The organism is Hymenobacter humi, assembly GCF_042665855.1.
GTDB lineage: Bacteria > Bacteroidota > Bacteroidia > Cytophagales > Hymenobacteraceae > Hymenobacter > Hymenobacter humi.
Genome location: NZ_JBHTEK010000001.1, coordinates 1,558,065 through 1,582,040, shown reverse-complemented (window position 1 = coordinate 1,582,040; position 23,976 = coordinate 1,558,065). Strand labels below are relative to the sequence as shown.

Annotated in this window: 19 protein-coding genes and 5 pseudogenes; 10 read left to right on the top strand and 14 right to left on the bottom strand. The window is 61.8% G+C overall.

Annotation, left to right across the window (positions count from 1 at the left end; translation table 11 throughout):
• Window positions 1-158: 158 nt before the first annotated feature.
• Window positions 159-1,624 (bottom strand): annotated as a pseudogene (locus ACFQT0_RS08975) (aldehyde dehydrogenase family protein).
• 453 nt (window positions 1,625-2,077) lie between these two features.
• Here ACFQT0_RS08975 and ACFQT0_RS08970 point away from each other — a divergent pair.
• Window positions 2,078-3,058, top strand: a complete 981-nt coding sequence (locus tag ACFQT0_RS08970; RefSeq protein WP_380202079.1) for a phosphatase PAP2 family protein — start codon at window positions 2,078-2,080, stop codon at window positions 3,056-3,058.
• A gap of 178 nt (window positions 3,059-3,236) precedes the next feature.
• On the opposite strand, the gene ACFQT0_RS08965 is transcribed toward ACFQT0_RS08970, so the two are convergent.
• Window positions 3,237-3,881: a hypothetical protein gene (locus ACFQT0_RS08965; protein ID WP_380202077.1), complete on the bottom strand. Its 645-nt coding sequence runs from the start codon at window positions 3,879-3,881 to the stop codon at window positions 3,237-3,239.
• Between the two features lie 371 nt (window positions 3,882-4,252).
• Here ACFQT0_RS08965 and rluF point away from each other — a divergent pair, with 371 nt between their 5' ends.
• From rluF to ACFQT0_RS08940, 5 genes and pseudogenes are all read left to right on the top strand, one after another.
• Window positions 4,253-5,260 (top strand): 23S rRNA pseudouridine(2604) synthase RluF, encoded by a 1,008-nt coding sequence (rluF, locus tag ACFQT0_RS08960; protein WP_380202075.1) that lies wholly within the window; start codon window positions 4,253-4,255, stop codon window positions 5,258-5,260.
• Window positions 5,261-5,342: 82 nt separating this feature from the next.
• Window positions 5,343-5,582 carry a hypothetical protein gene (locus ACFQT0_RS08955; RefSeq protein WP_380202073.1) on the top strand — a complete coding sequence of 80 codons (240 nt, stop codon included), beginning with the start codon at window positions 5,343-5,345 and terminating at the stop codon, window positions 5,580-5,582.
• Complete coding sequence (locus tag ACFQT0_RS08950; RefSeq protein WP_380202071.1) at window positions 5,555-6,181, top strand: hypothetical protein; 627 nt, start codon at window positions 5,555-5,557, stop codon at window positions 6,179-6,181. The genes ACFQT0_RS08955 and ACFQT0_RS08950 overlap by 28 nt, the downstream gene beginning before the upstream one ends.
• A gap of 63 nt (window positions 6,182-6,244) precedes the next feature.
• Entirely contained in the window at window positions 6,245-7,213 is a 969-nt protein-coding gene (gene rlmF, locus ACFQT0_RS08945) for a 23S rRNA (adenine(1618)-N(6))-methyltransferase RlmF (protein ID WP_380202069.1), read from the top strand.
• A 118-nt stretch (window positions 7,214-7,331) separates the two neighbouring features.
• Window positions 7,332-7,778, top strand: a pseudogene (locus tag ACFQT0_RS08940) (cold-shock protein); the annotation flags it as partial.
• Window positions 7,779-7,924: 146 nt separating this feature from the next.
• Here the strand turns inward: ACFQT0_RS08940 and ACFQT0_RS08935 are convergent.
• Complete coding sequence (locus ACFQT0_RS08935) at window positions 7,925-8,194, bottom strand: hypothetical protein (RefSeq protein WP_380202067.1); 270 nt, start codon at window positions 8,192-8,194, stop codon at window positions 7,925-7,927.
• Window positions 8,195-8,399: 205 nt separating this feature from the next.
• Complete coding sequence (locus ACFQT0_RS08930) at window positions 8,400-8,651, bottom strand: hypothetical protein (protein WP_380202065.1); 252 nt, start codon at window positions 8,649-8,651, stop codon at window positions 8,400-8,402.
• 670 nt (window positions 8,652-9,321) lie between these two features.
• Here ACFQT0_RS08930 and ACFQT0_RS08925 point away from each other — a divergent pair.
• Window positions 9,322-10,062 carry a methyltransferase family protein gene (locus ACFQT0_RS08925; protein WP_380202063.1) on the top strand — a complete coding sequence of 247 codons (741 nt, stop codon included), beginning with the start codon at window positions 9,322-9,324 and terminating at the stop codon, window positions 10,060-10,062.
• Between the two features lie 68 nt (window positions 10,063-10,130).
• On the opposite strand, the pseudogene ACFQT0_RS08920 reads toward ACFQT0_RS08925, so the two are convergent.
• Together ACFQT0_RS08920 and ACFQT0_RS08915 are read right to left on the bottom strand one after the other, a co-directional pair.
• Window positions 10,131-11,224, bottom strand: a pseudogene (locus ACFQT0_RS08920) (putative sensor domain DACNV-containing protein).
• A gap of 134 nt (window positions 11,225-11,358) precedes the next feature.
• Window positions 11,359-11,844, bottom strand: a complete 486-nt coding sequence (locus ACFQT0_RS08915; protein ID WP_380202061.1) for a porin family protein — start codon at window positions 11,842-11,844, stop codon at window positions 11,359-11,361.
• Window positions 11,845-12,279: 435 nt separating this feature from the next.
• On the opposite strand from ACFQT0_RS08915, the gene ACFQT0_RS08910 reads away from it, so the two are divergent.
• Window positions 12,280-12,834 (top strand): hypothetical protein, encoded by a 555-nt coding sequence (locus ACFQT0_RS08910; RefSeq protein ID WP_380202059.1) that lies wholly within the window; start codon window positions 12,280-12,282, stop codon window positions 12,832-12,834.
• Window positions 12,835-12,914: 80 nt separating this feature from the next.
• Here the strand turns inward: ACFQT0_RS08910 and lpdA are convergent.
• From lpdA to ACFQT0_RS08895, 3 genes and pseudogenes are all read right to left on the bottom strand, one after another.
• Window positions 12,915-14,321 (bottom strand): annotated as a pseudogene (gene lpdA / locus ACFQT0_RS08905) (dihydrolipoyl dehydrogenase).
• Window positions 14,322-14,476: 155 nt separating this feature from the next.
• Window positions 14,477-15,754, bottom strand: a complete 1,278-nt coding sequence (locus tag ACFQT0_RS08900; protein WP_380202057.1) for a M1 family metallopeptidase — start codon at window positions 15,752-15,754, stop codon at window positions 14,477-14,479.
• The gene (locus ACFQT0_RS08895; RefSeq protein WP_380202055.1) at window positions 15,661-16,140 is read right to left on the bottom strand and encodes a hypothetical protein; all 480 of its coding nucleotides are present in this window, start codon (window positions 16,138-16,140) and stop codon (window positions 15,661-15,663) included. Before ACFQT0_RS08895 ends, ACFQT0_RS08900 begins: the two co-directional genes overlap by 94 nt.
• A gap of 381 nt (window positions 16,141-16,521) precedes the next feature.
• Between ACFQT0_RS08895 and ACFQT0_RS08890 the strand changes: the two genes are divergently transcribed.
• A complete protein-coding gene (locus tag ACFQT0_RS08890; RefSeq protein WP_380202053.1) occupies window positions 16,522-17,487 on the top strand; it encodes an EamA family transporter in 966 nt (321 codons plus the stop codon).
• Between the two features lie 11 nt (window positions 17,488-17,498).
• Complete coding sequence (locus tag ACFQT0_RS08885) at window positions 17,499-17,891, top strand: group III truncated hemoglobin (RefSeq protein ID WP_380202051.1); 393 nt, start codon at window positions 17,499-17,501, stop codon at window positions 17,889-17,891.
• Between the two features lie 5 nt (window positions 17,892-17,896).
• Here the strand turns inward: ACFQT0_RS08885 and ACFQT0_RS08880 are convergent, their stop codons facing one another.
• From ACFQT0_RS08880 to ACFQT0_RS08860, 5 genes and pseudogenes are all read right to left on the bottom strand, one after another.
• Window positions 17,897-18,424: a DUF4126 family protein gene (locus ACFQT0_RS08880; protein WP_380202049.1), complete on the bottom strand. Its 528-nt coding sequence runs from the start codon at window positions 18,422-18,424 to the stop codon at window positions 17,897-17,899.
• A gap of 113 nt (window positions 18,425-18,537) precedes the next feature.
• A complete protein-coding gene (odhB, locus tag ACFQT0_RS08875) occupies window positions 18,538-20,238 on the bottom strand; it encodes a 2-oxoglutarate dehydrogenase complex dihydrolipoyllysine-residue succinyltransferase (protein WP_380202047.1) in 1,701 nt (566 codons plus the stop codon).
• Between the two features lie 36 nt (window positions 20,239-20,274).
• Window positions 20,275-20,676: a HEPN domain-containing protein gene (locus ACFQT0_RS08870; RefSeq protein ID WP_380202045.1), complete on the bottom strand. Its 402-nt coding sequence runs from the start codon at window positions 20,674-20,676 to the stop codon at window positions 20,275-20,277.
• On the bottom strand, window positions 20,663-20,989 hold the full coding sequence (locus tag ACFQT0_RS08865) for a nucleotidyltransferase domain-containing protein (protein ID WP_380202043.1): 327 nt from the start codon (window positions 20,987-20,989) through the stop codon (window positions 20,663-20,665). The genes ACFQT0_RS08870 and ACFQT0_RS08865 overlap by 14 nt, the downstream gene beginning before the upstream one ends.
• Window positions 20,990-21,000: 11 nt before the next feature.
• Window positions 21,001-23,931 (bottom strand): annotated as a pseudogene (locus ACFQT0_RS08860) (2-oxoglutarate dehydrogenase E1 component).
• Between the last annotated feature and the right edge of the window lie 45 nt (window positions 23,932-23,976).

The window sequence follows — 23,976 nt, the reverse complement described above, 5'->3', positions numbered from 1 at the left end:
CCTTTATTCGATTCTGAGCCGAAGTTAACCCTCAATCAGCTTCCGGCTTTGCGCCCGCGCCAGGGCCCTGGTGGTTTCGGCAAATTGAGCCAGCGTTCCGGCTTAGCTCAACCCATTTAGCTCAACTTCCGGCACCAGCTCTGCCGTGAGAGTGCCCCTTACAAGTACTTCACCAGCAAGGCAATCAGCCGGCGCACCCGGGGCGTGTAGGGCGGGTACATTGCCTTGATGCCCGTGAAGCCCACGCGCTGCCGCATCACGCCCTTTTCGTTGCTGAACGCCAGGAAACCAGAGTGGCCGTGGGCCTTGCCCAGACCGCTGTTGCCCACGCCGCCGGTAGGCAGCTCGGGGTGGGCAAAGTGCAGCACCGTTTCGTTGACGCCCGCGCCGCCGGCCGAGATGTTTTCCAGCAGGTAGCGGCGGTTTTCGGCATTGGTGCTGAACACGTATTGGGCCAGGGGCTTGAGCCGGGCGTTGACGTACGCAGTGGTTTCGCGCAGGTGCTGGAAGGTGAGCACGGGCAGCAACGGGCCGAAGATTTCTTCTTCCAGAATGCGGGCTTCGGCCGGCACGTTGGTCAGGATGGTGGGCTCGATGTAGTTCTGCGAGGCATCGACGGTGCCGCCGGCCGCCACAGTGGCGCCCCGCGTCTGGGCGTCTTCGAGCAGGCCGGCCAGCCGGGCGAAATGGTGCTGGTTGACAATGCGGGCCAGCGACTCCGACTGCTGAATGCCGGCGCCGTCAGGGTTGTAGTTGCGCTGAATGGCGGCCGTAAGCTCCTGGATTAGCGCGGGCTGCACGCTTTCCTGCACCAGCAGGTAGTCGGGCGCCACGCAGGTCTGGCCGTTGTTGAGGAATTTGCCCCAGACGATTTTTTCGGCTGCATCGCGCAGGTTGGCGGTTTCGTCGACCACGGCCGGGTTCTTGCCGCCCAGCTCCAGGGTGAGGCCGCTCAGGTGCTGGCCGCGGCGCGCATCACAATCTTGCCCACTTCGGGGCTGCCGGTGAAGAAAATATGGTCCCAGGGCAGCTTGAGCAGCTCGGTGGCCACTTCCTTGTCGCCCTGCAGCAGCAGCACTTCGTTGGGCTGGTACAGCTCCTCGCACAGGCGCTGCAGCAGCGCCGAAGTGGCGGGCGTTTGCTCGGCGGGCTTAATAACCACCGCGTTGCCGGCCGCAATGGCCGAAATAAGCGGGCCCACGGCCAGGTAAAACGGGTAGTTCCAGGGCGAGATAATCAGCACCACGCCCTTGGGCTCTACCTGCACCCAGGAGCGGGTGCCCAGCAGCGCTACCGAGGTGCCCACCCGCCGCGGAGCCATCCACTTTTTCAGGTGCTTCATGGTGTGCTTGAGCTCCACCAGCGAGGTCCAGATTTCGGTCATGTCCGTCTCGGCCGCCGGCTTGCGGAAGTCGGCATGCAGGGCCGCGTGAATGGCCGTCCGGTTGCGGTGCAGCCAGTTGTGAAGCTGCTGCAGGCGCGCGCGGCGCGCGGCTACGTCCTGCCCGCGCAGCGTAGGCGCGTACTGCCGCAGGGCGTCGAACTGCGGTTGAAACCGATTGGCCGACGGGGCCGCGGGCGATGGGGCCGGTGCGGTAGCCGCGCCTGAAACTGTGGAGTGCATGGACAGAATAAGAGGGCAGCCGACCACCACGGGGCCGGCTCGCAGAAAGATACGGCGCCGGGGCAATATTCCCGGGGCCCCGGCGTGAGCGCCAATACGGCTGGCTCAACATTCGCCGCCGGGGCTGCCGGTGCTACCTTTGTAAGTTGTTCTGCGGGCCTGGCCCGCGCTCTTACTTCTTTTTGCTATCCTTCGCCCTGCTGTTATCCCTTGGGCGGTGCTGCCGTTTTATTGTTGCTGTTTCGTGAGCTTTTTATACTCTTGTCGCTTCCCGCGGCTGCTTGTTGCGCTGTTTTTCCATCTGGTTCTTATCTCCATCAGCGTAGCCAGCCCAACCCGACTGACCGCTAGTGCCCCGGATACCACCCGCGCCGAGGCCCACACGGCCGCTGCCGACACCATTACCTCAGCAAAAAGTACAAGCCCGCCGCCAGCCCAACCCCGGCCGACACCGTGCGCCACGCCCGCAACGCGCAGGGCCGCATTTCGGAATACACCGTGGCCCCCGGCGTGACGTGGCACTACGACAAGCCCCGCCCCTTACGCTGGGCCCTGCACATTCCGCGCGACTATGGCCAGTTTCCGGGCTACGTCTTTCAAAAGGAGAACAAGCAGACCTTGATGGGCATCGCCGTGAGCTCGGTGGTGCTCTGGGTGGCCGACCAGGCCATTACGGACGCCTCGCAGCAGTTTGGGCGCTACCTGGGGCTCAACGCCCGCAGCACCCAAAAGTCGCTGGTGCACATTCCCTTTCGCGTGGGGTCGGCCAACCTGCCCCTGGAGTTCAACGTGCCCGACAACCTGAACAGCACCTTCTACTACCTCGGCGACGGCTGGACCCACCTCACCGTGGCCAGCAGCTTCTGGATTTACGGGGGCATTAAGAAAGACAACCGCGCCCTGCAGACCTCCAGCCAGCTCGGCGAAGCCATTTTCAGCACCGGCCTGGTGGTGCAGGCCCTCAAGCGCAGCACCGGCCGCCAAAGCCCCTTTGTGGCCACCAAAGACCGCGGCGAGTGGCACCTGTTGCCGTCGTACAGCCGCTACCAGAGCCACGTGCCCAACTACGACGCCTTCCCCACCGGCCACCTGGCCACGGCCATGGCCACGGTCACGGTCATCGCCGAAAACTACCCCGAGTACCACTTCATCCGCCCGGTGGGCTACTCCCTGATGGGCCTGCTGGGCTATTCCATGCTCAACAACGGCGTGCACTGGGCCAGCGACTACCCCGTGGGCATCGCCCTGGGCTACGCCTTTGCCAAAATTGCCGTGCGCAACGGCCGCACCCGCGTAGAGGCCGCACCGGAACCCGCCGCCCATGGCACGGGCTTTCGGGTGCTGCCCCGGCGCAAGCCCTGGTACCGGCAGGGCAACTTTTCGCCCTACAGCTACGGGCCCTTCACGGGCGCGTCGTGGAACCTGCGCTGGTAACTGCTGGCTGTTTTGCCCCATCTTAGCAACTGCCTGGGTTAATTACTCGAAGGCTGCCCGAGCGGGTAGAGTTGCATCCTTGCGTTTCTATACTTTGCGCTTCCTGTAGGCTACTTATAGCAAAGGCCCGCTCCAATATTGGAGCGGGCCTTTGCTGTTCACGCAGTTGAGCCGAAAACTAGAACTTCTTCACGGTGCGCTTGCCGTTTTCGTCGATTTTGATTTTGGTGCCGTCGGCGAGCTTGATTTTGCGGGAGCCGTCGTCGTCCACTTTCACCTTGGCACCGTTCAGGTACTTGGTTTTGCGGTCGCCGTCGCCTTCGCGCTCGAGCTTTTTGATGGGCGAGCCCTGGCCCACGCCGCGGGTGCGCGTTCCGGTGCTGGCCGAGCCCACGCGGGCCGGAGCCAGCGAATACGGACCCTCGCCATACGAGGCGCGGTTAGACGAATAGGTGTTGTAGTACTCCGGGTTGTTGAGCGTGGTGCGGACTTCCTCGTCGGCGCGGTCGTTGGTTTCGCGCAGGGCCAGGTAGCGGCCGGTGGTATCAGTGGCGTAGCGGGTTTCGAGCTCGCCCAAACGGCGGCCGCGGGTGTAGTAGGTGCGCTCGATGCGCGTCACCACCACGGTGTCGGTCAACTTGAGGTCTTCGGCCACCCGGGCGGCCAGGCGACGGGCGTCGTCGTGGGCAGCCATGGTATCGGCCGAAACCACGGCGGTGTTCGAGTCGGTAGTCGTGGTCGTGGTTTCCACGGTTTTATCTTGTTGGCAAGCGGCGGTGGCCAAACCAGCAGCCACCAGCAGGCTCAGGAGTTTAATATTCATGTGAAAAAAGTAAGCGTATGAAAACTGCTATGCTGCAGTGCTTGCACGCTGATACGGCTGCGCTTGAGCTGGGGTTGTAGCGCAAGTTGGGCGAGTCGGAGCGGGAGGTGTGCCCGCCCTGGCTCGCCTGGGCAGGCTACGTATTCACGGTTTTGCCCCATTGGGGTGCAGGGTTTGGCCGGTGAAATACGAGGCGTCTTCGCTGGGCGGTTAGCCCTAGCAGGGTTAGCCATAAAGATGAAAAAGGATGCCTTGGGCTCACGGGCGGGCCTGGGTGGGGTTATTGCCGAGCTAAGCCCCGGCAGCGCCCGCGGCTTAGTTTCTAACTTGCGGCCCGAAGCCCGTTATGCTAGCCTTATTCCCGTCCGCCGATGCCCCTCGCCTCCTCCACCCGCCTCAATAAATTCATCAGCGAAAGCGGCTTGTGCTCGCGCCGCGAAGCCGACCGGTACATCGAGCAGGGCCTGGTGCTCATCAACGGCAAGCCCGCCGGAGTGGGCGACCAGGTGCGCCCCCGCGACCGCGTGACCGTGAACGGCCACAAGCTGGAGCCCAAGCAGGCCGAAGACGCCGTGTACCTGGCCTTCAACAAGCCGGTGGGCATCACCAGCACCTCGGAGCCCGGCGTGCGCGGCAACATCGTGGACTACGTGAACCACGCGGCCCGCATCTTCCCCATCGGCCGGCTCGACAAAGACTCCTCGGGGCTGATATTCCTGACCAGCAACGGCGACATCGTAAACAAAATCCTGCGCGCCGGAAACCGGCACGAAAAGGAATACGTGGTAACCGTGAACCGCATCCTCTCCGACCAGATGCTCGAGGAAATGGCCCACGGCATTCCCATGCTGGGCACCGTCACCAAGCCCTGCCTCATTCAGAAGGAAACGCCTTACATTTTCCGCATCACCTTGGTGCAGGGGCTGAATCGCCAGATTCGCCGCATGGTGGAGCACTTCGGCTACGAAGTAACCAAGCTTGAGCGCGTACGCATCATGAACGTGACCCTGAAAGGCCTGCCCGTGGGCGACTGGCGCGAGCTGACCCCAACCGAGCTGGCCGGCATCATGAAAATGGTGGAAAAGTCGAGCGGCACCGAAGACGCCTCGGGCGTGAAGCGCGCGCCCAAGACCCCGGCCGTAGACCGGCGCCCCAAGTCCGGCCCGCCCACACAGAAAAACCCCTCCGCAAACGGCTGGTGGGGCCCCCGCCCCGACAAAGCCCAGGCTGCCGGCCCCGGCAAGCGCCCGGCCAAAGCCAGCCCCGGCAGCGCGGCCCGGCCCAAGAGCAAGGGCCCCAGCGCCACGGGCAGCCGGCCCGCGTCCAAAGGCAAAACCAGCGCCGGCGGGCGCAACAAAGGGCCCGCGCCCCGGCGCTAGACCTTATACCCGCGCAGAGCTGGTCGTACCGCAGCAAGTTGAGCTGGAATCAAACCTGCCCGTTTTGGGGTTAGGTTTACTTATGAAGCACTTTTTCCTCGCGCTGTGTTTGTGGCTGCCCCGGGCGGTGCTGGCCTTCCAGCCCCTCGAGCCGCTGCAGATTGCCGAGCAGTTTGTGGCCCCGGCCGGCTGGGCCGATATGAAGGCCTACCTCTGCTGCGAAGCCGCCGGCCAGGCCAAGCGCGAAACCCTGGGCCAGCAGATTCCGGCGCGGCTGCAGCGCAGCTGCCGCTCGTGCAACAGGGTCCCACCACCGCAGTAGTGGCGGTTGAGTTGCGCGAGCCCGTCAGCCGTCGCGACTTTTACCTGCACTTCAGCAAAGAGGCCGAGGGGTGGAAGCTGCGCGCCATCCGCAACCTGGCCATGACGCACCTGGGCCCGCCCATGGTAGAAATCCTTCAGGCCATGCCGCCAGCCGAAGTAGCTCAATACGACCTCAAGCACCCCGAAGCCAGCCACGCCTTCACCCTGGGCAACCTCAAGCTGTGGACCAGCGCCGACGCCGACATTGCCACGCACTTTGCCCGCAACCGGGCCGATTTCCAGGAAATATTGCGGCTGGTGCAAGCCGGCGGGTATTTCGCCCCGGCCCTGGCCGACACCGCCGCCCCCGCCCGCGAGCAGGCTGCCAACGCCGACCCGGCCGTGCACGCCCTGCTCCGCAAGCTGTTTCTGGGCCGGGTCACGCGCCGCGAAACCGGCTGCGAGAGCTGCCTGGAGCTGGTGATTGGCGGCAAAGTAACCAGCACCGTGGGCCTGCTCTACCAGCCCAAGCCCGCCCTGCTCCCGGCCATGGACCCCAACGGCCTCATCGTACTCAAGCCGCTTGGTGATGGATGGTATTTGTATAAGACCACCTGAGGAACACTACCACTGCCCGTGCGGCGGCCCGAGCCGGTACCTTTGCGCACGCATTGCTCCCCTATGAATCCAACGCTCCCCGCCCCTGCACCCGAAAAAGACCAGCTGCACCCGCGCAACCCGCACCGCGGGCCCTACGATTTTCCGCAGTTGAGCCAGCGCAGCCCCGAGCTGGCCGCCTTCGTGCAGCCCAACCAATACGGCAACCTGTCGATTGATTTTGCCAACCCCGCCGCCGTGAAGGCCCTGAACCGGGCCCTGCTGCGGCAGTTCTACGGCATCGAGCACTGGGATATTCCAAAGGGCTACTTGTGCCCGCCCATTCCCGGCCGGGCCGACTACGTGCATTACCTGGCCGATTTGTTGGCCGAAAGCAACGGCGGTGCCCTACCGCCTGGCGAAGAAATCACGGTGCTCGATGTGGGCGTGGGCGCCAACTGCATTTACCCCATCATCGGCCGGCGCGAATACGGTTGGCACTTCGTGGGCTCCGATGTAGACGGCGTGGCCGTGCGCGCCGCCCAGCAGATTGAGGCGGCCAACCCCAGCCTGGCCGGTGCCATCGAGTGCCGGCTGCAGCCCGCTCGCACCCGCATTTTCGACGGCCTCATTCAGGCCGGCGAGGTGTTTGACCTCACCATGTGCAACCCGCCGTTTCATGCCTCGGCCGCGGCGGCGGCGGCCGGCAGCCAGCGCAAGACCAGCAACCTGGGCACCGCGCGCGGCCCCGGCCGGCCCTCAACTTTGGCGGGCAAAACAACGAGCCTGTGGTGCGAGGGCGGCGAGGCTTCGTTCATTCGGCGCATGGTGCAGGAGAGCGGCCGGCGGCCCCGTTCCTGCTACTGGTACACGACTTTGGTCTCCAAGAAAGAGACACTGCCCGGCGTGTACCGGGCGCTGAAAACGGCCGGGGCCACCGCCGTGCGCACCATCGACATGGCTCAAGGGCAGAAAAAGCCGGCTCGTGGCCTGGACTTTCCTCACGCCGGCGCAGCAAGCCGCGTGGCAAGCGGAGCGGTGGGCGAACATTAGCTAGCAGAGCCGCGGAAGGCGTCTTAATATTGCGTATCTTCGTAGCAATCCACTCCTCTGTTTTGTCCGTCTACTTCGATTAGGAAAAACAGATACAACGATTTAGCAGCACAAAACTATGGGTAGGTCACAAGAGACTTTTGGTAAAAAGGACAACGAGAAGAAGCGGGCCAAGAAGAAGACCGACAAGGAGGAGCGCAAAGTTGAGCGCCAGGCCAACGCCAAATCCGGCCAGCCGCTGGAAGAAATGTTTGCGTACGTAGACGAGGACGGCAACATATCCTCCACCCCGCCCGACCCCAAGAAGAAGCGCGTCATCAAAGACGAGGACATCCAGATTGGGGTGGCCCGGCGCACGGCCGAAGACGACGTCGACCCGGTGCGTACCGGCATCGTGAGCTTTTTCAACGACTCGAAAGGCTACGGCTTTATCAAGGACCAGCAGACGCAGGAAAGCATTTTCGTGCACGCCAACGGCCTGGCCGGTGGCCCCATCAGCGAAAACGACAAAGTGACCTTTGAAGTGGAAATGGGCCCCAAAGGCCCCAACGCTGTGCGCGTGAAAATAGCCAGCGCCACGCCGCCCCCGCTCCGGCTGCTCCCGCGGCCTAGCTCCCAGCGAACCAATAGTAGTAAAGAGGCTGCCGCTCTTGGAGCGGCAGCCTCTTTTTATTTGTGGATGGGCAGGCGCGCGGCCGGGCCGTGGCGCTGCTAGGTGGGGTTGTCGGCGCTGCCGTCCATGGCGCTCAGATTCTCTTCGGCTGCGGTGGCATCGGCGGTAGCTTTTTTGCCGCGGCGCTTATTCAGGAAGTTGAGTCCTAGCGCCACCAGGGCGGCCCCGCCCACTACCTTCTGGGTGGTGCTCAGCCCACCGATGCCATTGGCCGTGCCCTTGCCCAATCTTCGGAGGGACTTGCCGGCCCCACCGAGCAAGGTGGTCTTCTTGTTCTTCGCCGCTTTGGTTTTTTTGGTCTTTTTCATAACGCGCTTGTTGAGGTGAAGGAGTCAGGTTATTGAGCGACTGCCGGGCCTTGGTTGCCGACCAAGGCACCGGACAGGGTTGGTCAGGCATTGGGGTTAGCCGTCGTGTTTGGCTTTGGCGGGTTTCCGGGTTTTCCGGGGGCCTGGGGCGGGCGGGCAGCCTCGGTGGCGTCGCCATCATCCTGGGCGTCGGCCGGAGCCGGCCCTAGCCGCCGGGGCTCGTCGGCCGGGGGGCTGGGGCCGACCTGGATTCAGTGCCCATATCCAGGTCCAGCTTGGAGAGGTAGGTGAGGCCGGCGAACAGCAAGGCGAGGCCGCCTACTATCTTCTGGCCGGTGCTCAACTTCTGAATCTGGTTTGTCACCTTCCGAAACTTCTTGATAGACAGGGCGGCGGCATCCAGCACGTCATCCGATACCTGTTCTTTTTTCGAGTGCTTCTTTTTGCCTTTGCCCATCGCTGTAGGAGGTTAATGCGGTGCCGGATGAAATAGCGCTTGATTCGTGGGACCGACGCGGCACTGCTAGCCACTACGACCCAACTACTTAAGTTATTCGCAAGCCTTGCGCAGAAGGTTTCCATTTTGCTGCTGCCAAAAGTTTCAATGGTCCGGTTACGGAGTCTACTGTTTAGCTCACTTAGCAGGGGCGGGTGCCCACTTGCCCCGCCAGTGTGCCTGACTGGGCTACAACGGTTTTTATAGTTAATTTAAAATATATCCGCAGTTTTAGGGGTCCCAGCCTCCGCTTCTTCCACATCGGGAAAGGCCGCGACGACTGCGGCACGTGCAAATTTGTGCTACCGAGGCAGTAGCACAGTAGCTTCAGGAAAGCAACGCGCGTGGTGAGCTACGGCCAATGAGCACACGCTTTCTGGTGTGGTGCGGCAAAATCGGCCCCCACAAAAAGCGGTTTCCGAGAAGGTGCAGCGGCCGCAGCAGTGCCATTAAAGTTGAGCCGGCACCAATTGGTCGTTTCTTTACGACGCGACGCTTTGTCTTGCAGACAAAACGCCCCGACCTTCGTTAAAGAAAACGTAGATACTGAACGGCTACGTGCTTAAAACTACCTGCGTGCGCTAGGCACTGTTCAGGTTCTAGACTTGCCCAATTGCCTTAATAATATTGTATGCCCCTGCGAGAAGAATTTGAAAAAGAAGGCAATTGGCTCTTCAAAAGAAGAAGCTGGCTCCCGCTGCTGCTGTATCCCTTCGCCCTCGCGGTGATGTACGCCTACCGCGACGACACCCACCGGCACATTTCGAGCGAAAGCTGGGGCATCGTCTGCTTCCTGGTGTCCATGGCCGGACTGGCCGTGCGGGCCATCACCATTGGCTACACGCCGCAGGGCACCTCTGGGCGCAACACGGCCGAGCAGGTAGCCGAGGCCCTGAACGAAACCGGGATTTACTCGGTGGTGCGCCACCCGCTGTACCTGGGCAACTTCCTGATGTGGCTGGGCCTGTTCCTGTTCACGGGCGTGTGGTGGTTTGTGCTGATTTGCAGCCTGGCCTATTGGCTGTATTACGAACGCATCATGTACGCCGAGGAAGAGTTCCTGCGCCGCAAGTATTCGGCGCGCTACGAGGCCTGGGCCAGCCGCACGCCGGCCTTCGTGCCCGGCTTTGCCAACTGGACGCCGTCGCGCCTGCCATTCGCGTTACGGAACGTGCTTAAGCGCGAGTACAACGGCCTTTTTGCCACCGTCGTGTCGTTTGCGCTGCTCAATGCCATCAGCTACTTTTTCGCCGAGCAGCGCCTGGAAGTGGATAACCTGTGGAAAATTGTGTTTGTGGCCGGAGCCCTGGTGTTTGTTGTGCTGCGCACGCTGAAGAAGAACACCAAAGTGCTGGACGTAGCCGGCCGGTAAAGGGCCCGTTGAGCCAGTGATTTTCTCTGAGCCAAGTGTCGAAGCTTAAGCTCGTCCTTTTCCCAGCGTTAGAGGAGTAGCATGTCGATGCGGTGAGCGTGCACCTGCTCCAGGGTTTCGGACCAGGCAAATACCGTAAAAAAGCCGTCCTGAGATGCCACCAGGGCGAGGGAATCGTGCTGGTCATACACAAACTGGGCGGCGGCCAGGTGCCGGGTGCCACCGTACTGGGCCGGGTGCAGCTGCTCGGGGTCGCTGCCTACCACCGGCTTGGTGAGCATCAGCTTGTCGACGGGACTGCTGCCTTTGGCCCGGGTCACTTTGACCCCAAATGCGAGCAGGTGGTACTGCTGGGTGATGACCGTGGCGCCGTCGATGGCCGTGAAGCCGCCCACCACGCCAATGCTACGGCGCAGCCGTTCTTGCCGGTGCCGCTTGACTCCCAGTCGCTGCCGGGACCGGAGGCTCTTGTAGGCGGGCGCCACGGGGTACGTGAGCGGGTGCACCACCGACGCCTGCCAGGCACTTGAGCCGGGCGGCACCACCAGCACCAGGCCGCCCCGGCCGTGGGCACGCATGGCGGCGGCCAGCTCCAGCAGCACGGGGTCGGCTTCGCCGCTGCCGGCGGGCAGGCTGCGGCCGGGCAGAAAGGATTGCAGGGCGGGGCAGTCGCTCAGGCCCGCGTGGCCTTCGTCGACGAGCTGCAGCCGGTCGCCGCGCAGCACGGCCACGTTCACGTACTTGCCAAAGCCGGCGGCGCGGGTGTGCTTCACGACCAGCAGGCCGGCTTCTACCACTTCCAGCACGAAGCAAAGCGGGGGCAGGGCCGTGGTGGCGCCCCAGATGTAGAGCCCATCGGCATCGTGCCACACGCCGAGGTGAATGCCGGGCTGCTCCACGGCAGGTGCCAGCTTCAGCAGGTTGTGGGGCGTAAGGCGGCGGTGCTCGCCGAGCTGCAGCGGCTGCCGGCCTGCGGCGGCAGCAGCAGCGCCAACGAAATGCGGGGTGGGCGCCCTTCCTCCCGGCGCAGGCTGGCCCAAAACGCCACGTCGATAATGGCTTCCACACAGGCGGCATCCGGAGGGGCGGCCAGCCGGGCTACCTGTTCCGAAACAGCCGCCCGGTGCCGCGCAAAGTGGGCTTCAATCCTGGGCGCGGCCATGCGCGCCGTGAAGTAGGTTGGTTCGGAGTGCATAGTGGCAAATACGAGGATTTGCGACGGCAAGCCAGGAATTATAAAGCGGCCGAAACTCAAGGAGTTCGCCCGCTTGATGGTTCCCCAAAACGCTCCCGGTTCTACTTTTTGCCCAATGAGTAGCTCAGCGCGGCCTCAAGCACTCGGTTTTTCAAGCTTCCACTATAAGCATACGTCTGCTCCTGGCGGGTAAGCGAAAGCAGACCCGTGGTGGCCCGCAGCCCAATTCCCAGGCTTGGTGTTAGCTGCACGCCCGCGCCGGCGCCCAGGCCCACATCGAAGCGGCGGTAGCGGTCGGTGGCGGGCCGGTCGAAGGTGACTTCGTACGCGCCCGCAATCGTGCCGCGCGACTCGCTCCCGGTTTCGTGCGCGGCCAGCTGAAAAGCCCCGTACGGCCCTGCTTCCAGGTAAACTTTGCCAAAGGTGGCCCGCGCCATCACCGGCAGGCTCAGGTAATGCAGCACCAGCCGGTAGCGGGCAGTGTAGCTGCCATCCGCGATGTGATAATCCTCTACGGCCAGGTTGATGCGCTGGCGCCGAAAAGAAATTTCAGGAAGAAGCGACCATCGGCTGGAGAGCTTTTTCATACAGCAGGCCCAAGTGGTAGCCAATTCCCCCATTGGCCCTGGCGTGTAGATAAGTGTAATCTTCTGCTTCGGCCAAGGTGCTAGCATTCATGCCAGCTCGGATGCTAACCTGGGCGTGGGCAGTACTGGCCAGCAGCAGCGCCGCAATAAGTAAAATTCGATTCATAAATCTGGGCTGTAAAAGGGCCGACCTGCCATTATGTGTCTGACCGATTATTACCCATAAACGTTGCGTGCGCCAAACATGCTTCATCATTACCACAACAACTCATAGAGTGACGCTCGCAAGTACTTAAATAGCACGTTGCACGAAATGATGCATTAAGCATAGACCCAAAAGAGGCTGAAGCTCCTGTAGCTTCAGCCTCTTTGGGGTTCTCTACATTCGTGTATTCATAACGCGACTGCTTATCTCTCTTTATCAGGTTCTACCTAATGGAGTACTTGTTCGGCCTAATTTTCACGCTCCTCAAGGTTTCATTGCAGGCTTCGGTGTACGCCACTCTGCTGCTCAGCTTGGCTAGAGTAACGGCTGCTTTCGCGCCAACATCATGGCTGGCCAAATCAAGTGCTAATAGCAAGCGGTTTTGGTGGCGCAGTGGGTTCGCCGCCTCCATAGTTTTGTTTTTGATTGCAAATACTCGTTGGGGTGACCACGGCTTGGGCGATTATTCCCGCATCCCGCTGGGACACGGCTTAGCAATGGAGCAGATAAACGGGACTATGGTATACTTCGAGCCTGTCACGACCAGAGACCACGAAGAAATAATTTCTTATAAAGTGGCTGACGACGCGCTCTATGCCAAGGCAAATGACAACTTATATTTTACTTACGACTTACAAACAAAGCGCTACCAGACCTTTGACGATAGCACTGCTTATAACTCCAACGCCAGAAATCTGGATTGGCCCACAAGCAGCCAGTTTCAGTCATTCCACAGACACTACGCCCAATACTGGGGCGGCTGGAGATTTTGGCTGCTGGCCTAAAAACATATTATGAGAAACGCAAAAGAGGCTGAAGCTCCCATAGCTCCAGCCTCTTTCACTTACTGCCGCAGGGCAGGCAATTACAAATGAATGGCGCGGTTCTCTGTGGCGGCGAGGCACGCTTCTTTCATGGCCTCAGCGTAGGTGGGGTGTGAGTGGCTCATGCGGGCCACGTCCTCGGCAGAGGCGCGGAACTCCATGGCGGTCACGGCTTCGGCAATGAGGTCGGCGATGCGCGGGCCAATCATGTGGACGCCCAGGATTTCGTCGGTGGTTTTGTCGGCCAGCACTTTCACAAAGCCGTCGGTGTCGCCGCTGGCGCGGGCGCGCCCGCTGGCTTTGAAGGGGAAGGAGCCCACTTTGTAGGCCTTGCCCTGCTCCTTGAGCCTGCTCTTCGGTGTAGCCCACTCCCGCCACTTCGGGCCAGGTGTACACCACGCCGGGGATGAGCAGGTAGTTGATGTGCGGCTTCTGGCCCACGATGGTTTCGGCCACGAACACGCCTTCCTCCTCGGCCTTGTGGGCCAGCATGGCGCCCCGCACCACGTCGCCGATGGCGTAGATGCCGGGCACGTTGGTTTGCAGGTGCTCGTCGACCTTGATGCGGCCACGCTCTTCCATTTCCACGCCCGCGGCTTCCAGGTTGAGGCCGGCGGTGTAGGGCACGCGGCCTACGGCCACGAGGCAGTAGTCGCCTTCAAATTTCACCTCCTCCCCTTTCGGGTTGGTGGCGGTCACGGTCACGGTGTCGCCGTTGCGGGTGGCGCCGGTCACTTTGTGGCTGAAGAAAAACTCAATGCCGATTTTGCCCAGCACGCGGCGCAGCTCCTTGCCCAGGCCGCGGTCCATGGTCGGGATGATGCTGTCCATGAACTCCACCACCGACACTTTAGCGCCGAGGCGGGCGTACACGGAGGCCATTTCCAGCCCAATCACGCCGCCGCCAATCACAATCATGTGCTTGGGCACTTCGCGGATGTTCAGGGCCTCGGTGCTGGTGATGATGCGCTCCTTGTCCTGGGCGATGAACGGCAGCACCGTGGGCTTGGAGCCGGTGGCGATGATGACGTTTTTGGTTTCAATCTGCTGGGCTTCGCCGCCGGCCGTAGGCGCGATGATGATGTGGTTTTTATCAATGAACGAGCCCACGCCGGTGAGGACGTCGATTTTGTTCTTCTTCATCAGGTAGGCAATGCCGTCCACGTTGGCTTTCACCACGCCGGCCTTGCGGTCTATCATCTGGTTCATGTTCACCCGCAGGTTGTCCAGCTCCACGCCGTGCTCCTTGAAGGCCGTGTGGGCGTTGTGGTAGTGCTCGCTGGAGTCGAGCAGCGCCTTGCTGGGGATGCAGCCCACGTTGAGGCAGGTGCCGCCCAGGGTGGAGTACTTCTCAATGAGGGCGGTTTTGAGGCCCGCCTGGGAGCAGCGGATGGCGGCCACGTAGCCCCCGGGCCGGAGCCGATGACGGTGACGTCGTATTGATTCATAGAGCCAGATATTCGGTGATTGTTCGCGGCGCGAAGGTAAGGCACAGCCGGTGCGGCAGAAGCATGTGTAACGTGGACTCTGCGAGTCCGCGCCGGAACTGCGCCTCTCTAACCCCAGCACGCGCGGACTCGCAGAGTCCACGCTACATGGCCGGTTAATCCATCAGCACGCCGATGTAGTAGTTGAACGTGTCTACCTCCAGGTTGTCCTTGGTGGCGCCGGGCAGCTCCTTGATGGGCGCAAACCTGGTGGTGGGGGTGACAAACTGGTATTCACCGCCTTTGAGGCGCACCCGCACCGGCATGTCGAAGCCCGGCACGTTGGCTACCCAGCGGGCCACGGCGAGGTTGTTCTCGAAGCGGATTTCCAGCGTGGGGATGCTGGGATGGCCGAGGTATTGGGCGAAGATTTTGCTCAGGTCCTTGCCGCTGGCGCGGTTGAAGTAGTCGATGACCTGCTGGCCGGTCACGGTTTGGTGGTAGAAGGTGCTGGAGAGGCCGCGCAGCATCTGGCGCCACGTTGAGTCGTTGTTGACCACGGTGCGGATGGTGTTGAGCATGTTGCTGCCCTTGTCGTACATGTCGCCCGAGCCTTCTTTATTCACACCGTAGGGGCCGATAATGGGAGAGTCGTTCTGGATGTTGCGGCGCTGGCCGTGCACGTATTCCTGGCCGGCGGGCTTGCCAAACTGGCTTTCCACAAACAGCGCTTCGGAGTAGGTGGTGAAGGCCTCGTGCACCCACATGTCGGCAATGTCCTTGGTGGTGATGTTGTTGCCAAACCACTCGTGGCCGCTTTCGTGGATGATGATGAAATCCCACTTCAGGCCCCAGCCGGTGTTGCTGCGGTCCTTGCCAAGGTAGCCGTTCAGGTACTGGTTGCCGTAGGCCACGGCGCTCTGGTGCTCCATGCCCAGGTGCGGGGCATCCACCAGCTTGTAGCCGTCGGCGTAGAACGGGTACGGGCCAAACCAGTACTCCATGGACTTGAGCATGGGCTTTACATTGGCGGCAAACTGCTTTTTGGCTTTGGCCAGGTTCTCGGGCAGCACCCAGTAGTCGAGCGTGAGCGGGCCTTTCTCGCCGGCGTACTTGTCTCTGAAATGCGTGTAGTTGCCCACGTTCAGGGCCACGTCGTAGTTGTTGATGGGGTTGCGCACGGCCCAGTCGAAGCGGGTGAAGCCGCCCTTCAGCTTGGTGACTTTACGCAGGCGGCCGTTCGACACGTCCTTGAGACCCTTGGGCACCGTCACGCTGATGAGCATGCTGTCGACTTCGTCGGCCTGCTGGTCTTTGGTGGGCCACCAGATGCTGGCGCCCACGCCCTGGCAGGCGGTAGCTACCCAGGGCTGGCCCAGGGCGTCCTTGGTAAAGACCATGCCGCCGTCCCACGGCGCCTTTTTCGCCACGATGGGATTGCCGGAGTACTGCACCAGAATTCGTCGCGGCTGCCTTTGGAGATGGTTTTGGGGAAGGTCACGAACACCGCGTTGGCCTCGCGGGTGAAAGGCACTTCCTGGCCCTGGTAGAGCACCTTCTCCACTTGCAGGTTGGCAAAGAGGTCGAACTGCAGCCGGGTAAAATCCTGCGTGGCGGTGAAGCGAAACAGGTTGGAACCGCTGATGAATTGGCGGGCCGGGTCCAGCTTCACGTCGAGGTGATAGTAGTTGATATCGTAGCAAGTGCGCAGAGGCGTTTGGCCGCCGCGCAACGAATCGGCCCGCGTGAAGGTGGGCTTGGATTGCAGCAGTTGAGCCGCCGCCGGGGCCAGCGACCCCAGCAGCACCAGCAGCGTTAGCAGGACTTTCTTTTGTGTCATACTGCAAAGCAACAACGGGCAAGGGCAATGCGCGCTTCTGCAACGCGCATTGTAGGGTTGAGCCAGGTTCGACATTGACGCCATCAGAGAAAGACTACCCCTTCCCTCGTCTGTCATGCTGAGCTTGCGAAGCATCTTCTCACGTTGGCACGGAATCGTTGTGGCACGACAAGATGCTTCGCAGGCTCAGCATGACAGGCGATTGAATTACTACCACACGCGAGATGCTTCGGCTGCGCTCAGCATGACAAGAGGCGCATGACAAGAGGCGTGGGAGGTGCGAGGACTAGGCATTTGTCCAGCTCAACCGGCCTGCCTAACGCTCCCCAAAGAGTTGTCCCCGGTGCAGGGCGTAATTTTGTATCAATTGTTATCGAGTCTATGCCTAGTTCCAATACTATTGCCACGCCTTCCCGGGTGGCCCTATTTACTGCTTTCGCCGCTGTTTACCTTATCTGGGGCTCCACTTATCTGGTGATGAAATTTGCCGTGGCCAGCATGCCGCCCCTGCTGATGGCGGGCACGCGCTACGGCCTGGCCGGTGGCCTGCTCTACGCCTTCATGCGGATGCGCGGCGAGCCGCGCCCGAGCTGGCGGGGCTGGGGCCATGCCTTTGTCATTGGCATTTGCCTGCTGGGCTTTGGCAACGGCGGCACCACGTTTGGGGTGCTGTATTTGCCCAGTGGCACCACCTCGCTGCTGGTGGCCACGGTGCCCATGTTTCTGGCCTTGTTGGGCTGGCTGAGCGGCGTGACGCCCCGGCCCACGCGCTGGGTGACGCTGGGGCTGGCGGCCGGCATGCTGGGCATGTACCTGCTGGCCGCTCACCCCAGGCTCGGCGGGCGTGCCGCGGCCGGGCCACGCGGGCATCGGCGTGTCGGTGGTGCTGCTGGCGGCCTTGCTTTGGTCGGTGGGCTCGCTGTATTCCAAGAAAACCAGCCGGCCTCCTCCCCTTTCCTCTCGGGCGGCATGCAGATGCTGTGCGGCGGCGCGGCCATGCTGGTGGTGGGGCTGCTGCGCGGCGAGGCCAGCGGGTTTGAGCAGGCGCAAGTCACGGCCAAGTCCTGGATGGCGTACGCTTACCTGGTCACGTTCGGCTCCATTGTGGCTTTCACGGCCTACATCTGGTTGCTGCGCGTAGTTGAGCCAGCTCTTGCCGGCACCTATGCTTTCGTGAATCCCGTGGTGGCTGTATTGTTGGGCTGGGCTTTCGCCGGCGAAAGCATGAAGCCGGAAATGCTGGGTGGCGCTGCCCTCATCGTATTGGCCGTGGTATTGGTAGTGCTGGGCGGGCGCCACAAAACCAAAGCGCCAGTAGCAGCGCCCCAAGTTGCGGTAAAGGCTTAATGACTTCCCTTATGGCTACCTCCCTCCCCGACCTAAGCACCGAAGCCGACATCGTGAAGCTGGTGGATACGTTCTACGCCCGCGTGAATGCCGACGCGCTGCTGCGCCCCGTGTTCAACGACGTGGCGCAGGTAGATTGGGCCACGCACCTGCCCACCATGTACGACTTCTGGAGCAGCGTGCTACTGGGTACCAGCCGCTACAAGGGCCGGCCCTTCGCCAAGCACTTTCCACTGCCCATCAAGGCAGAGCATTTCAACCAATGGCTGGTGCTGTTCAACGCCAGCGTCGACGAGCTGTTCGAGGGGCCCAAAGCCACCGATGCCAAAACCAAGGCCCAGAACATCGGGGCCATGTTTGAGCACCGCATGACGCCGAATCCGCTGTCGCTGCTGGGCAACTAGTCGTGTTACATGGGCCGCCACTCGCCGTGGGCGGGCTGCTGCCCGCGCAGCAGGGCCGCGCCACCCGCCAGCACCAGGGCATCTTCGCCCACGCCCACCAGCGCCACGGGCACCCCCGACTTTTCACTGATGCCCGTGCGCAGCGCGTAGCTCACAATGGTGGAGGCCACGGCCACCAGCCCACCCAGCAACCCACCGCCCAGGGCGCTGCCGTGGCGCGACCGATACCACGCGGCTCCCACCAGCGCCCCCGACACCAAGCGGCCCAGCAGCACCTCGGGCGCAATTCGGTTGGGCATAAAGGGCATTTTATCGGCCACCATTTCTCCGGCGGCCACTGTTTTTAGTATCGTGGCCGTGGCCGGTTTCTGCATAAAGCGCAGCGACGAACCGTCGAGGCCCGCGTGCGGCTGGCGCGAGAGGTAATGGCTCAGAAAGGCCGGGGCGCTCATGCTGCGCATGCCGGCCAGGGTGGCAAAGCCCATCACGGGCCAGAATTTGGCGGGGCGGCGGGACTTGTTCGAATGCTTCATAGGGAGATAGCGAATGAGCCTTCTTAAACGCCAACCAATGAAATTGGGCTACCTCCGGGCACAAAAAAGCGGCCGGCAATACCTGCCGGCCGCTTTTTTCTAATTGAGCTAAACTACACGCCCAACAGCAGGCGCGTGGGGTCTTCGAGCAGCTCCTTCACCCGCACCAGGAAGCTCACCGACTCGCGCCCGTCGATGATGCGGTGGTCGTAGCTCAGGGCCAGGTACATCATGGGGCGGATTACCACCTGGCCGTTCTCGGCGATGGGACGTTGCACAATGTTGTGCATGCCCAGGATGGCCGACTGCGGGGCGTTGATAATCGGGGTGCTCATCATCGAGCCAAACACGCCGCCGTTGGTGATGGTGAACGTGCCGCCGGTCATCTGCTCGATGGTGAGCTTGTTGTCGCGAGCCAGGGTGGCGAGGCGCACCACTTCCTTCTCCACGCCGTCGAACGACAGCTGCTCGGCGTTGCGAATGACGGGCACCACCAGGCCTTTGGGGGCCGATACGGCGATGCTGATGTCACAGAAGTCGTTGAACACGATGTCGGTGCCGTCAATCTGCGCATTCACCGATGGCCACTCTTTCAGGGCCACGCACACAGCCTTGGTGAAGAAGGACATGAAGCCGAGACCCACGCCGTTTTTCTCCTTGAACTTGTCTTTGAACTTGGTGCGCAGGTCCATAATTGGCTGCATGTTCACCTCGTTGAAGGTGGTGAGCATGGCCGTCTCATTTTTCACCGTTACCAAACGGCGGGCTACCGTCTTGCGCAGGTTGCTCATCCGCTCGCGGCGCTGGTTACGGGTGCCTTCTGGTTGCTGGTTGCTTGTTGCTTGTTGCTGGCTGGCAGCCGGGGCCGCCGCAGGAGCCGCCTGCGGTGCCGGAGCAGCCGGACGAGCCTGCGCGTTTTGCGCGTCCTCTTTGGTGATGCGGCCATCACGGCCGGTGCCGGCTACGTCAGCAGCGGCAATGCCTTTTTCACCCAAAATCTTACCGGCGGCCGGTGAGGGCACACCCGTAGCGTAAGTAGCCGCGCCACCAGCGGCGGGTGCCGAGGCCAGCGCCGCAACCGGAGCTGCTTGAGCTGCGGCCGTAGCTGCCGCGGCCGGAGCAGCCGAAGCGCCGCTGCCGCCTTCAATGCGGGCAATCACGGTGCCGATGGCGATGGTTTCGCCTTCTTTCACGGCGTGGCGCAGCGTGCCGCTGCCCTCGGCGGGCAGCTCAAAGGTGGCCTTGTCCGATTCCAGCTCGGCAATGACTTCGTCGCGGCTCACCTGGGCACCGTCGGGCTTGAGCCACTTGGCTACCGTCACTTCGGTGATGGATTCGCCCACGGTGGGGATTTTCATCTCAATAGAACCACCGCCACTGGCGGGAGCCGAACCGCCAGTGGCGGGAGCACCGGAAGTAGCCGGAGCTCCGGGGGTCGAAGGGTCTTTGCTCTCGTTGCCAGCAGGTGCGCCGCCGTAACCGGATTGGTTGCTGGATTCAGGATTCTTTTCGCCCTTTGAAACAGGGTCGGCTGAAGCCGCCGGGGCCGAAGTCCCTGCTGGAGCAGCACCATTGCCAGCCGCGCCATTCAAATCGGCGATGATGGTGCCGATGCCGATGGTTTCGCCCTCGGCTACGCGAATTTTCAATACGCCGTCGGCTTCGGCGGGCAACTCAAATGTAGCCTTGTCCGATTCCAGCTCGGCAATGACTTCGTCGCGCTTCACGGCCTCGCCGTCTTTCTTGAGCCACTTCGCAATCGTGACTTCGGTGATGGATTCGCCAACGGCGGGAATTTTGATTTCCAGGCCCATAGAGTGGGAGTTGAGAGGTTCGTGAATGAAAAGTCGTTAGAGTAACTCGGCTTCTATTGTGGACCGGAGTTTGTCGCGGAAATGCCGCGCGGCAATAAGCAAATCCGCTACCGGAGGCTCCTCGTCCTCGCCCGGATAGCGAATGGCAACACCAAAAGGAGTCAGCAATTTGGCCATTGTCATTTCGAGAGCGGTAAATGACTCAACCTGTTGCAACATCTGCAGCAGTCGGAGCAGGTCATGCGTGCGGGGTGGGTCTTCACCAGTCGCGGCCAGACGGGCTTTGAGGTATTTTTCAGCCGCCTGCTGACAATGAAAGGCCACGGCATCGTAATCTTCCGGAGCATCAGCCAAACGCTCAGCAACGCGCAAATCGCCATCAGCCTTGCGGAGCCATTGCCGCAACAGCTCTTTCTCTAAGGAATTAAGCGGCTGCATACAACTGGCGGCCGTCACGCAGGGCCTTATGTTCAACAATGAAGCGAATTTGCCGGGCCCGTTGCTCCTCGGTGGAGTTCAAGACCAGAATGTCCATGGCCGGCGCATCGGGAATACTGTGGGCCAAGCCGCTAATTTCCATAATGCGGTCAATCTTGCGCCGCTTGTCATCACCCTTAATAACCAGCAAATCCAAGTCACTGTCCTCCGTGGGCGTGCCGTAGGCATACGAGCCAAACAGAATGATTCTGTCAGGCTGGTAACCGGCTACGATGCGCTGCACAATGGCTTGAATTTGCTCTTCGGTTATCATCGAACGGTAAACTAGTCTTGCTTCTTGGCGATTTCCGCTGTGGCTTCGATGTTGTTGTCGGCCACCGCTTCTTTGGGCTTGTCGAAGGCGCGGCCCACCAGCTCTTTCTGCTCCTTCACGTGGATTTTGTTGTAGCCCGTAGCGGGCGACGCCGAGGCTTGCGGGCAATGACGTCTTCCAGCTCGCGGCGCATGTAGCGGAGCATGAAGTTCCAGTAGCCCATGTTTTCGGGCTCTTCCTGTACCCAGTAGAGCTTGGCTTTGGGGTACTTGGCCAGCTCAGCGTTGAGCTGTTTTTTAGGGAAGGGGTGCAGCTGCTCGAGGCGCACAATGGCCACGTCGGTGCGGTTGCTGGTGCGCTGCTCTTCCAGCAGGTCGAAGTAAACCTTGCCCGAACACAGCAGCACACGCTTCACCTTTTTGGCTTCGGCAAACGTGTCGCCAAGCACTTCGCGGAAGGTGCCGCTGGTGAACTCCTCCACCGGTGATACGCACAGCGGGTGGCGCAACATCGACTTGGGCGACATCACCACCAGCGGCTTGCGGAAGCTCCAGGTGAGCTGCCGGCGCAGGGCGTGGAAGAAGTTGGCCGGCGTGGTCATGTTGGCCACCACGATGTTGTTCTCGGCCGCCAGCTGCAGGAAACGTTCGGGGCGGGCGTTGGAGTGCTCCGGTCCCTGGCCTTCGTAGCCGTGGGGCAAGAGCATTACCACGCCGTTCATGCGCTGCCACTTGCTTTCCGAGCTCACGATGAACTGGTCAATCATGGTCTGGGCGCCGTTGGCGAAGTCGCCGAACTGCGCTTCCCACACCACCAGGGCCGTGGGGTTGGCCATGGCGTAGCCAAATTCAAAGCCCAACACCGCGTACTCGCTCAGCAGCGAGTTGTAGATGCTCAGCTTTTCATTCTCGCCCTCCATGTGGTTGAGCGAGGTGTAGGGCGCCGAGGTTTCGGCATCGTGCAACACGGCGTGGCGGTGCGAGAACGTGCCGCGCTGCACGTCCTGGCCGCTCACGCGCACAATGTGCTTATCGGCCAGCAGCGAGCCGTAGGCCAGCAATTCGCCGGCGGCCCAGTTGAGCACGCGGGTTTCGAAGAACATCTTGCGGCGCTCCTTCAGCAGGTTATCAATCTGCTTGAGCGGCTTGAAGCCTTCGGGCAGGCTGGTCAGGGCCTGGGCCACGCGTTGCACGGTGTCTTCGCTGATGCCGGTTTCGGGCGACTGCTCGAAGTCCTCGGGCGTGGAGCGGCGCAGGCTGCGCCACTCGTTTTCCAGGGCCTGGTAGTTGTAGGGCAGCGGCTTCTGCTTCACCAAATCCAGGCGGGCCTGCAGCATGTCGCGGAACTCGCGGTCCATCTGCGCGGCCAGGCTCGGCGTCTACGTCGCCGCGCTGCACCAGCATGGCGTTGTACACCTCGCGCGGGTTCTGGTGCTTCGAAATGATGTTGTAGAGCGTAGGCTGCGTGAACTTGGGCTCGTCCGACTCGTTGTGGCCGTGGCGGCGGTAGCACACCATGTCGATGAAGATGTCGGCGTGGAACTGCTGGCGGTACTCGGTGGCCAGCTGCACGGCAAACACCACGGCTTCGGGGTTGTCGCCGTTCACGTGCACCACCGGCGCGTCAATGATTTTGGCCAAATCGGTCGAGTAAATCGACGAGCGGGCGTCCTCAAAATCGGTGGTAAAACCCACCTGGTTGTTAATCACAAAGTGGATGGTACCACCGGTCTTGTAGCCTTCCAGCAACGACATCTGGGTCAGCTCGTACCCAATGCCCTGCCCGGCCAGCGCGGCGTCGCCGTGAATCAGGATGGGCAGAATCTGGTGATAGTCGCCTTCGTACTGGTGCTCAATTTTGGCCCGCACAAAGCCTTCCACCACGGGGTTAACCGCCTCGAGGTGCGAGGGGTTGGGCGCCAGCTTCAGGTTAACTTTCTGGCCGCCGCTGGCTTCCACTTCTGAGCTGTAGCCCATGTGGTACTTCACGTCGCCGTCGCCCATGGTGAGGTCGGGCACGGCAGTGCCTTCAAACTCCGAGAAAATCTGCTCGTAGGTCTTGCCCATGATGTTGGCCAGCACATTGAGCCGGCCGCGGTGGGCCATGCCAATCATCACTTCCTTCACCCCTAGGTCCGCGCCCTTGCCGATGATGGCGTCGAGCGCGGGAATGGTCGTTTCGCCGCCTTCGAGCGAGAAACGCTTCTGACCCAGGAATTTGGTGTGCAGAAAGTTCTCGAACACGACGGCTTCGTTGAGCTTCTTGAGAATGCGCTTCTTGTACTCCACGCCGGGGTTAAACGCCAGCGAAGCCTGCTCCACCTTGGCGCGGAACCAGTCCAGCACCTGCGGGTCGCGGATGTACATGTATTCGAAGCCGATGGGGCCGGTGTAGATTTTCTCCAGCGCCGCCACAATCTCGCGCAGCGTGGCCCGCGCGCCCAGGCCCAGGCCTTCGCCGTTCCGGAATACCGTGTCCATGTCGCCTTCGCCGAGGCCGAAATCGGCTAAATCGAGGCGGGCTTTACGGTCCTTGCGCTCGCGCACCGGGTTGGTTTTGGCGCGCAAGTGGCCGCGGCTGCGGTAGGCGTGGATAAGGTTGCGCACGGCCGTTTCCTTATCGCCGGCCACGGCCTCGCCGTTGAGGCTGGCGGGGGCGTTGTTGGTGGAAGCGGCGGTTTCCAGCACGCCGAAGCCATCGGCCTGGGGACCCGCCTGGGCCGGGGCTTTAGGGGCGGCGGGTGCGGCCGTGGCCGAGCCGTTGGTGGCGTTGCCGTTGCCGGGCACCACGGGTGCCCCTTCCGGAAACTGCTGGGAGAAGTCGAAGCCTTCGAAAAACTTGCGCCAGCCGAAGTCCACCGACTCCGGGTTCTGACGGTAGGCTTGGTACAAGGTTTCAATGGCCGCCGCGTCGGCGTTGGCGATATACGAGTATGCGTCCATGAGAAAAGCAGCTTAGTAAGGCTGCGTAAAAGTAAGGCGCTTAGA

Bases quoted from the DNA above. Each gene is read 5' to 3' on its own strand.
- ACFQT0_RS08965 (WP_380202077.1), bottom strand. From the start codon at position 3,881: ATGAATATTAAACTCCTGAGCCTGCTGGTGGCTGCTGGTTTGGCCACC.
- rluF (WP_380202075.1), top strand. From the start codon at position 4,253: ATGCCCCTCGCCTCCTCCACCCGCCTCAATAAATTCATCAGCGAAAGC.
- ACFQT0_RS08955 (WP_380202073.1), top strand. From the start codon at position 5,343: ATGAAGCACTTTTTCCTCGCGCTGTGTTTGTGGCTGCCCCGGGCGGTG.
- rlmF (WP_380202069.1), top strand. From the start codon at position 6,245: ATGAATCCAACGCTCCCCGCCCCTGCACCCGAAAAAGACCAGCTGCAC.
- ACFQT0_RS08935 (WP_380202067.1), bottom strand. From the start codon at position 8,194: ATGAAAAAGACCAAAAAAACCAAAGCGGCGAAGAACAAGAAGACCACC.
- ACFQT0_RS08930 (WP_380202065.1), bottom strand. From the start codon at position 8,651: ATGGGCAAAGGCAAAAAGAAGCACTCGAAAAAAGAACAGGTATCGGAT.
- ACFQT0_RS08925 (WP_380202063.1), top strand. From the start codon at position 9,322: ATGCCCCTGCGAGAAGAATTTGAAAAAGAAGGCAATTGGCTCTTCAAA.
- ACFQT0_RS08915 (WP_380202061.1), bottom strand. From the start codon at position 11,844: ATGAAAAAGCTCTCCAGCCGATGGTCGCTTCTTCCTGAAATTTCTTTT.
- ACFQT0_RS08910 (WP_380202059.1), top strand. From the start codon at position 12,280: ATGGAGTACTTGTTCGGCCTAATTTTCACGCTCCTCAAGGTTTCATTG.
- ACFQT0_RS08895 (WP_380202055.1), bottom strand. From the start codon at position 16,140: ATGACACAAAAGAAAGTCCTGCTAACGCTGCTGGTGCTGCTGGGGTCG.
- ACFQT0_RS08890 (WP_380202053.1), top strand. From the start codon at position 16,522: ATGCCTAGTTCCAATACTATTGCCACGCCTTCCCGGGTGGCCCTATTT.
- ACFQT0_RS08885 (WP_380202051.1), top strand. From the start codon at position 17,499: ATGGCTACCTCCCTCCCCGACCTAAGCACCGAAGCCGACATCGTGAAG.
- ACFQT0_RS08880 (WP_380202049.1), bottom strand. From the start codon at position 18,424: ATGAAGCATTCGAACAAGTCCCGCCGCCCCGCCAAATTCTGGCCCGTG.
- odhB (WP_380202047.1), bottom strand. From the start codon at position 20,238: ATGGGCCTGGAAATCAAAATTCCCGCCGTTGGCGAATCCATCACCGAA.
- ACFQT0_RS08870 (WP_380202045.1), bottom strand. From the start codon at position 20,676: ATGCAGCCGCTTAATTCCTTAGAGAAAGAGCTGTTGCGGCAATGGCTC.
- ACFQT0_RS08865 (WP_380202043.1), bottom strand. From the start codon at position 20,989: ATGATAACCGAAGAGCAAATTCAAGCCATTGTGCAGCGCATCGTAGCC.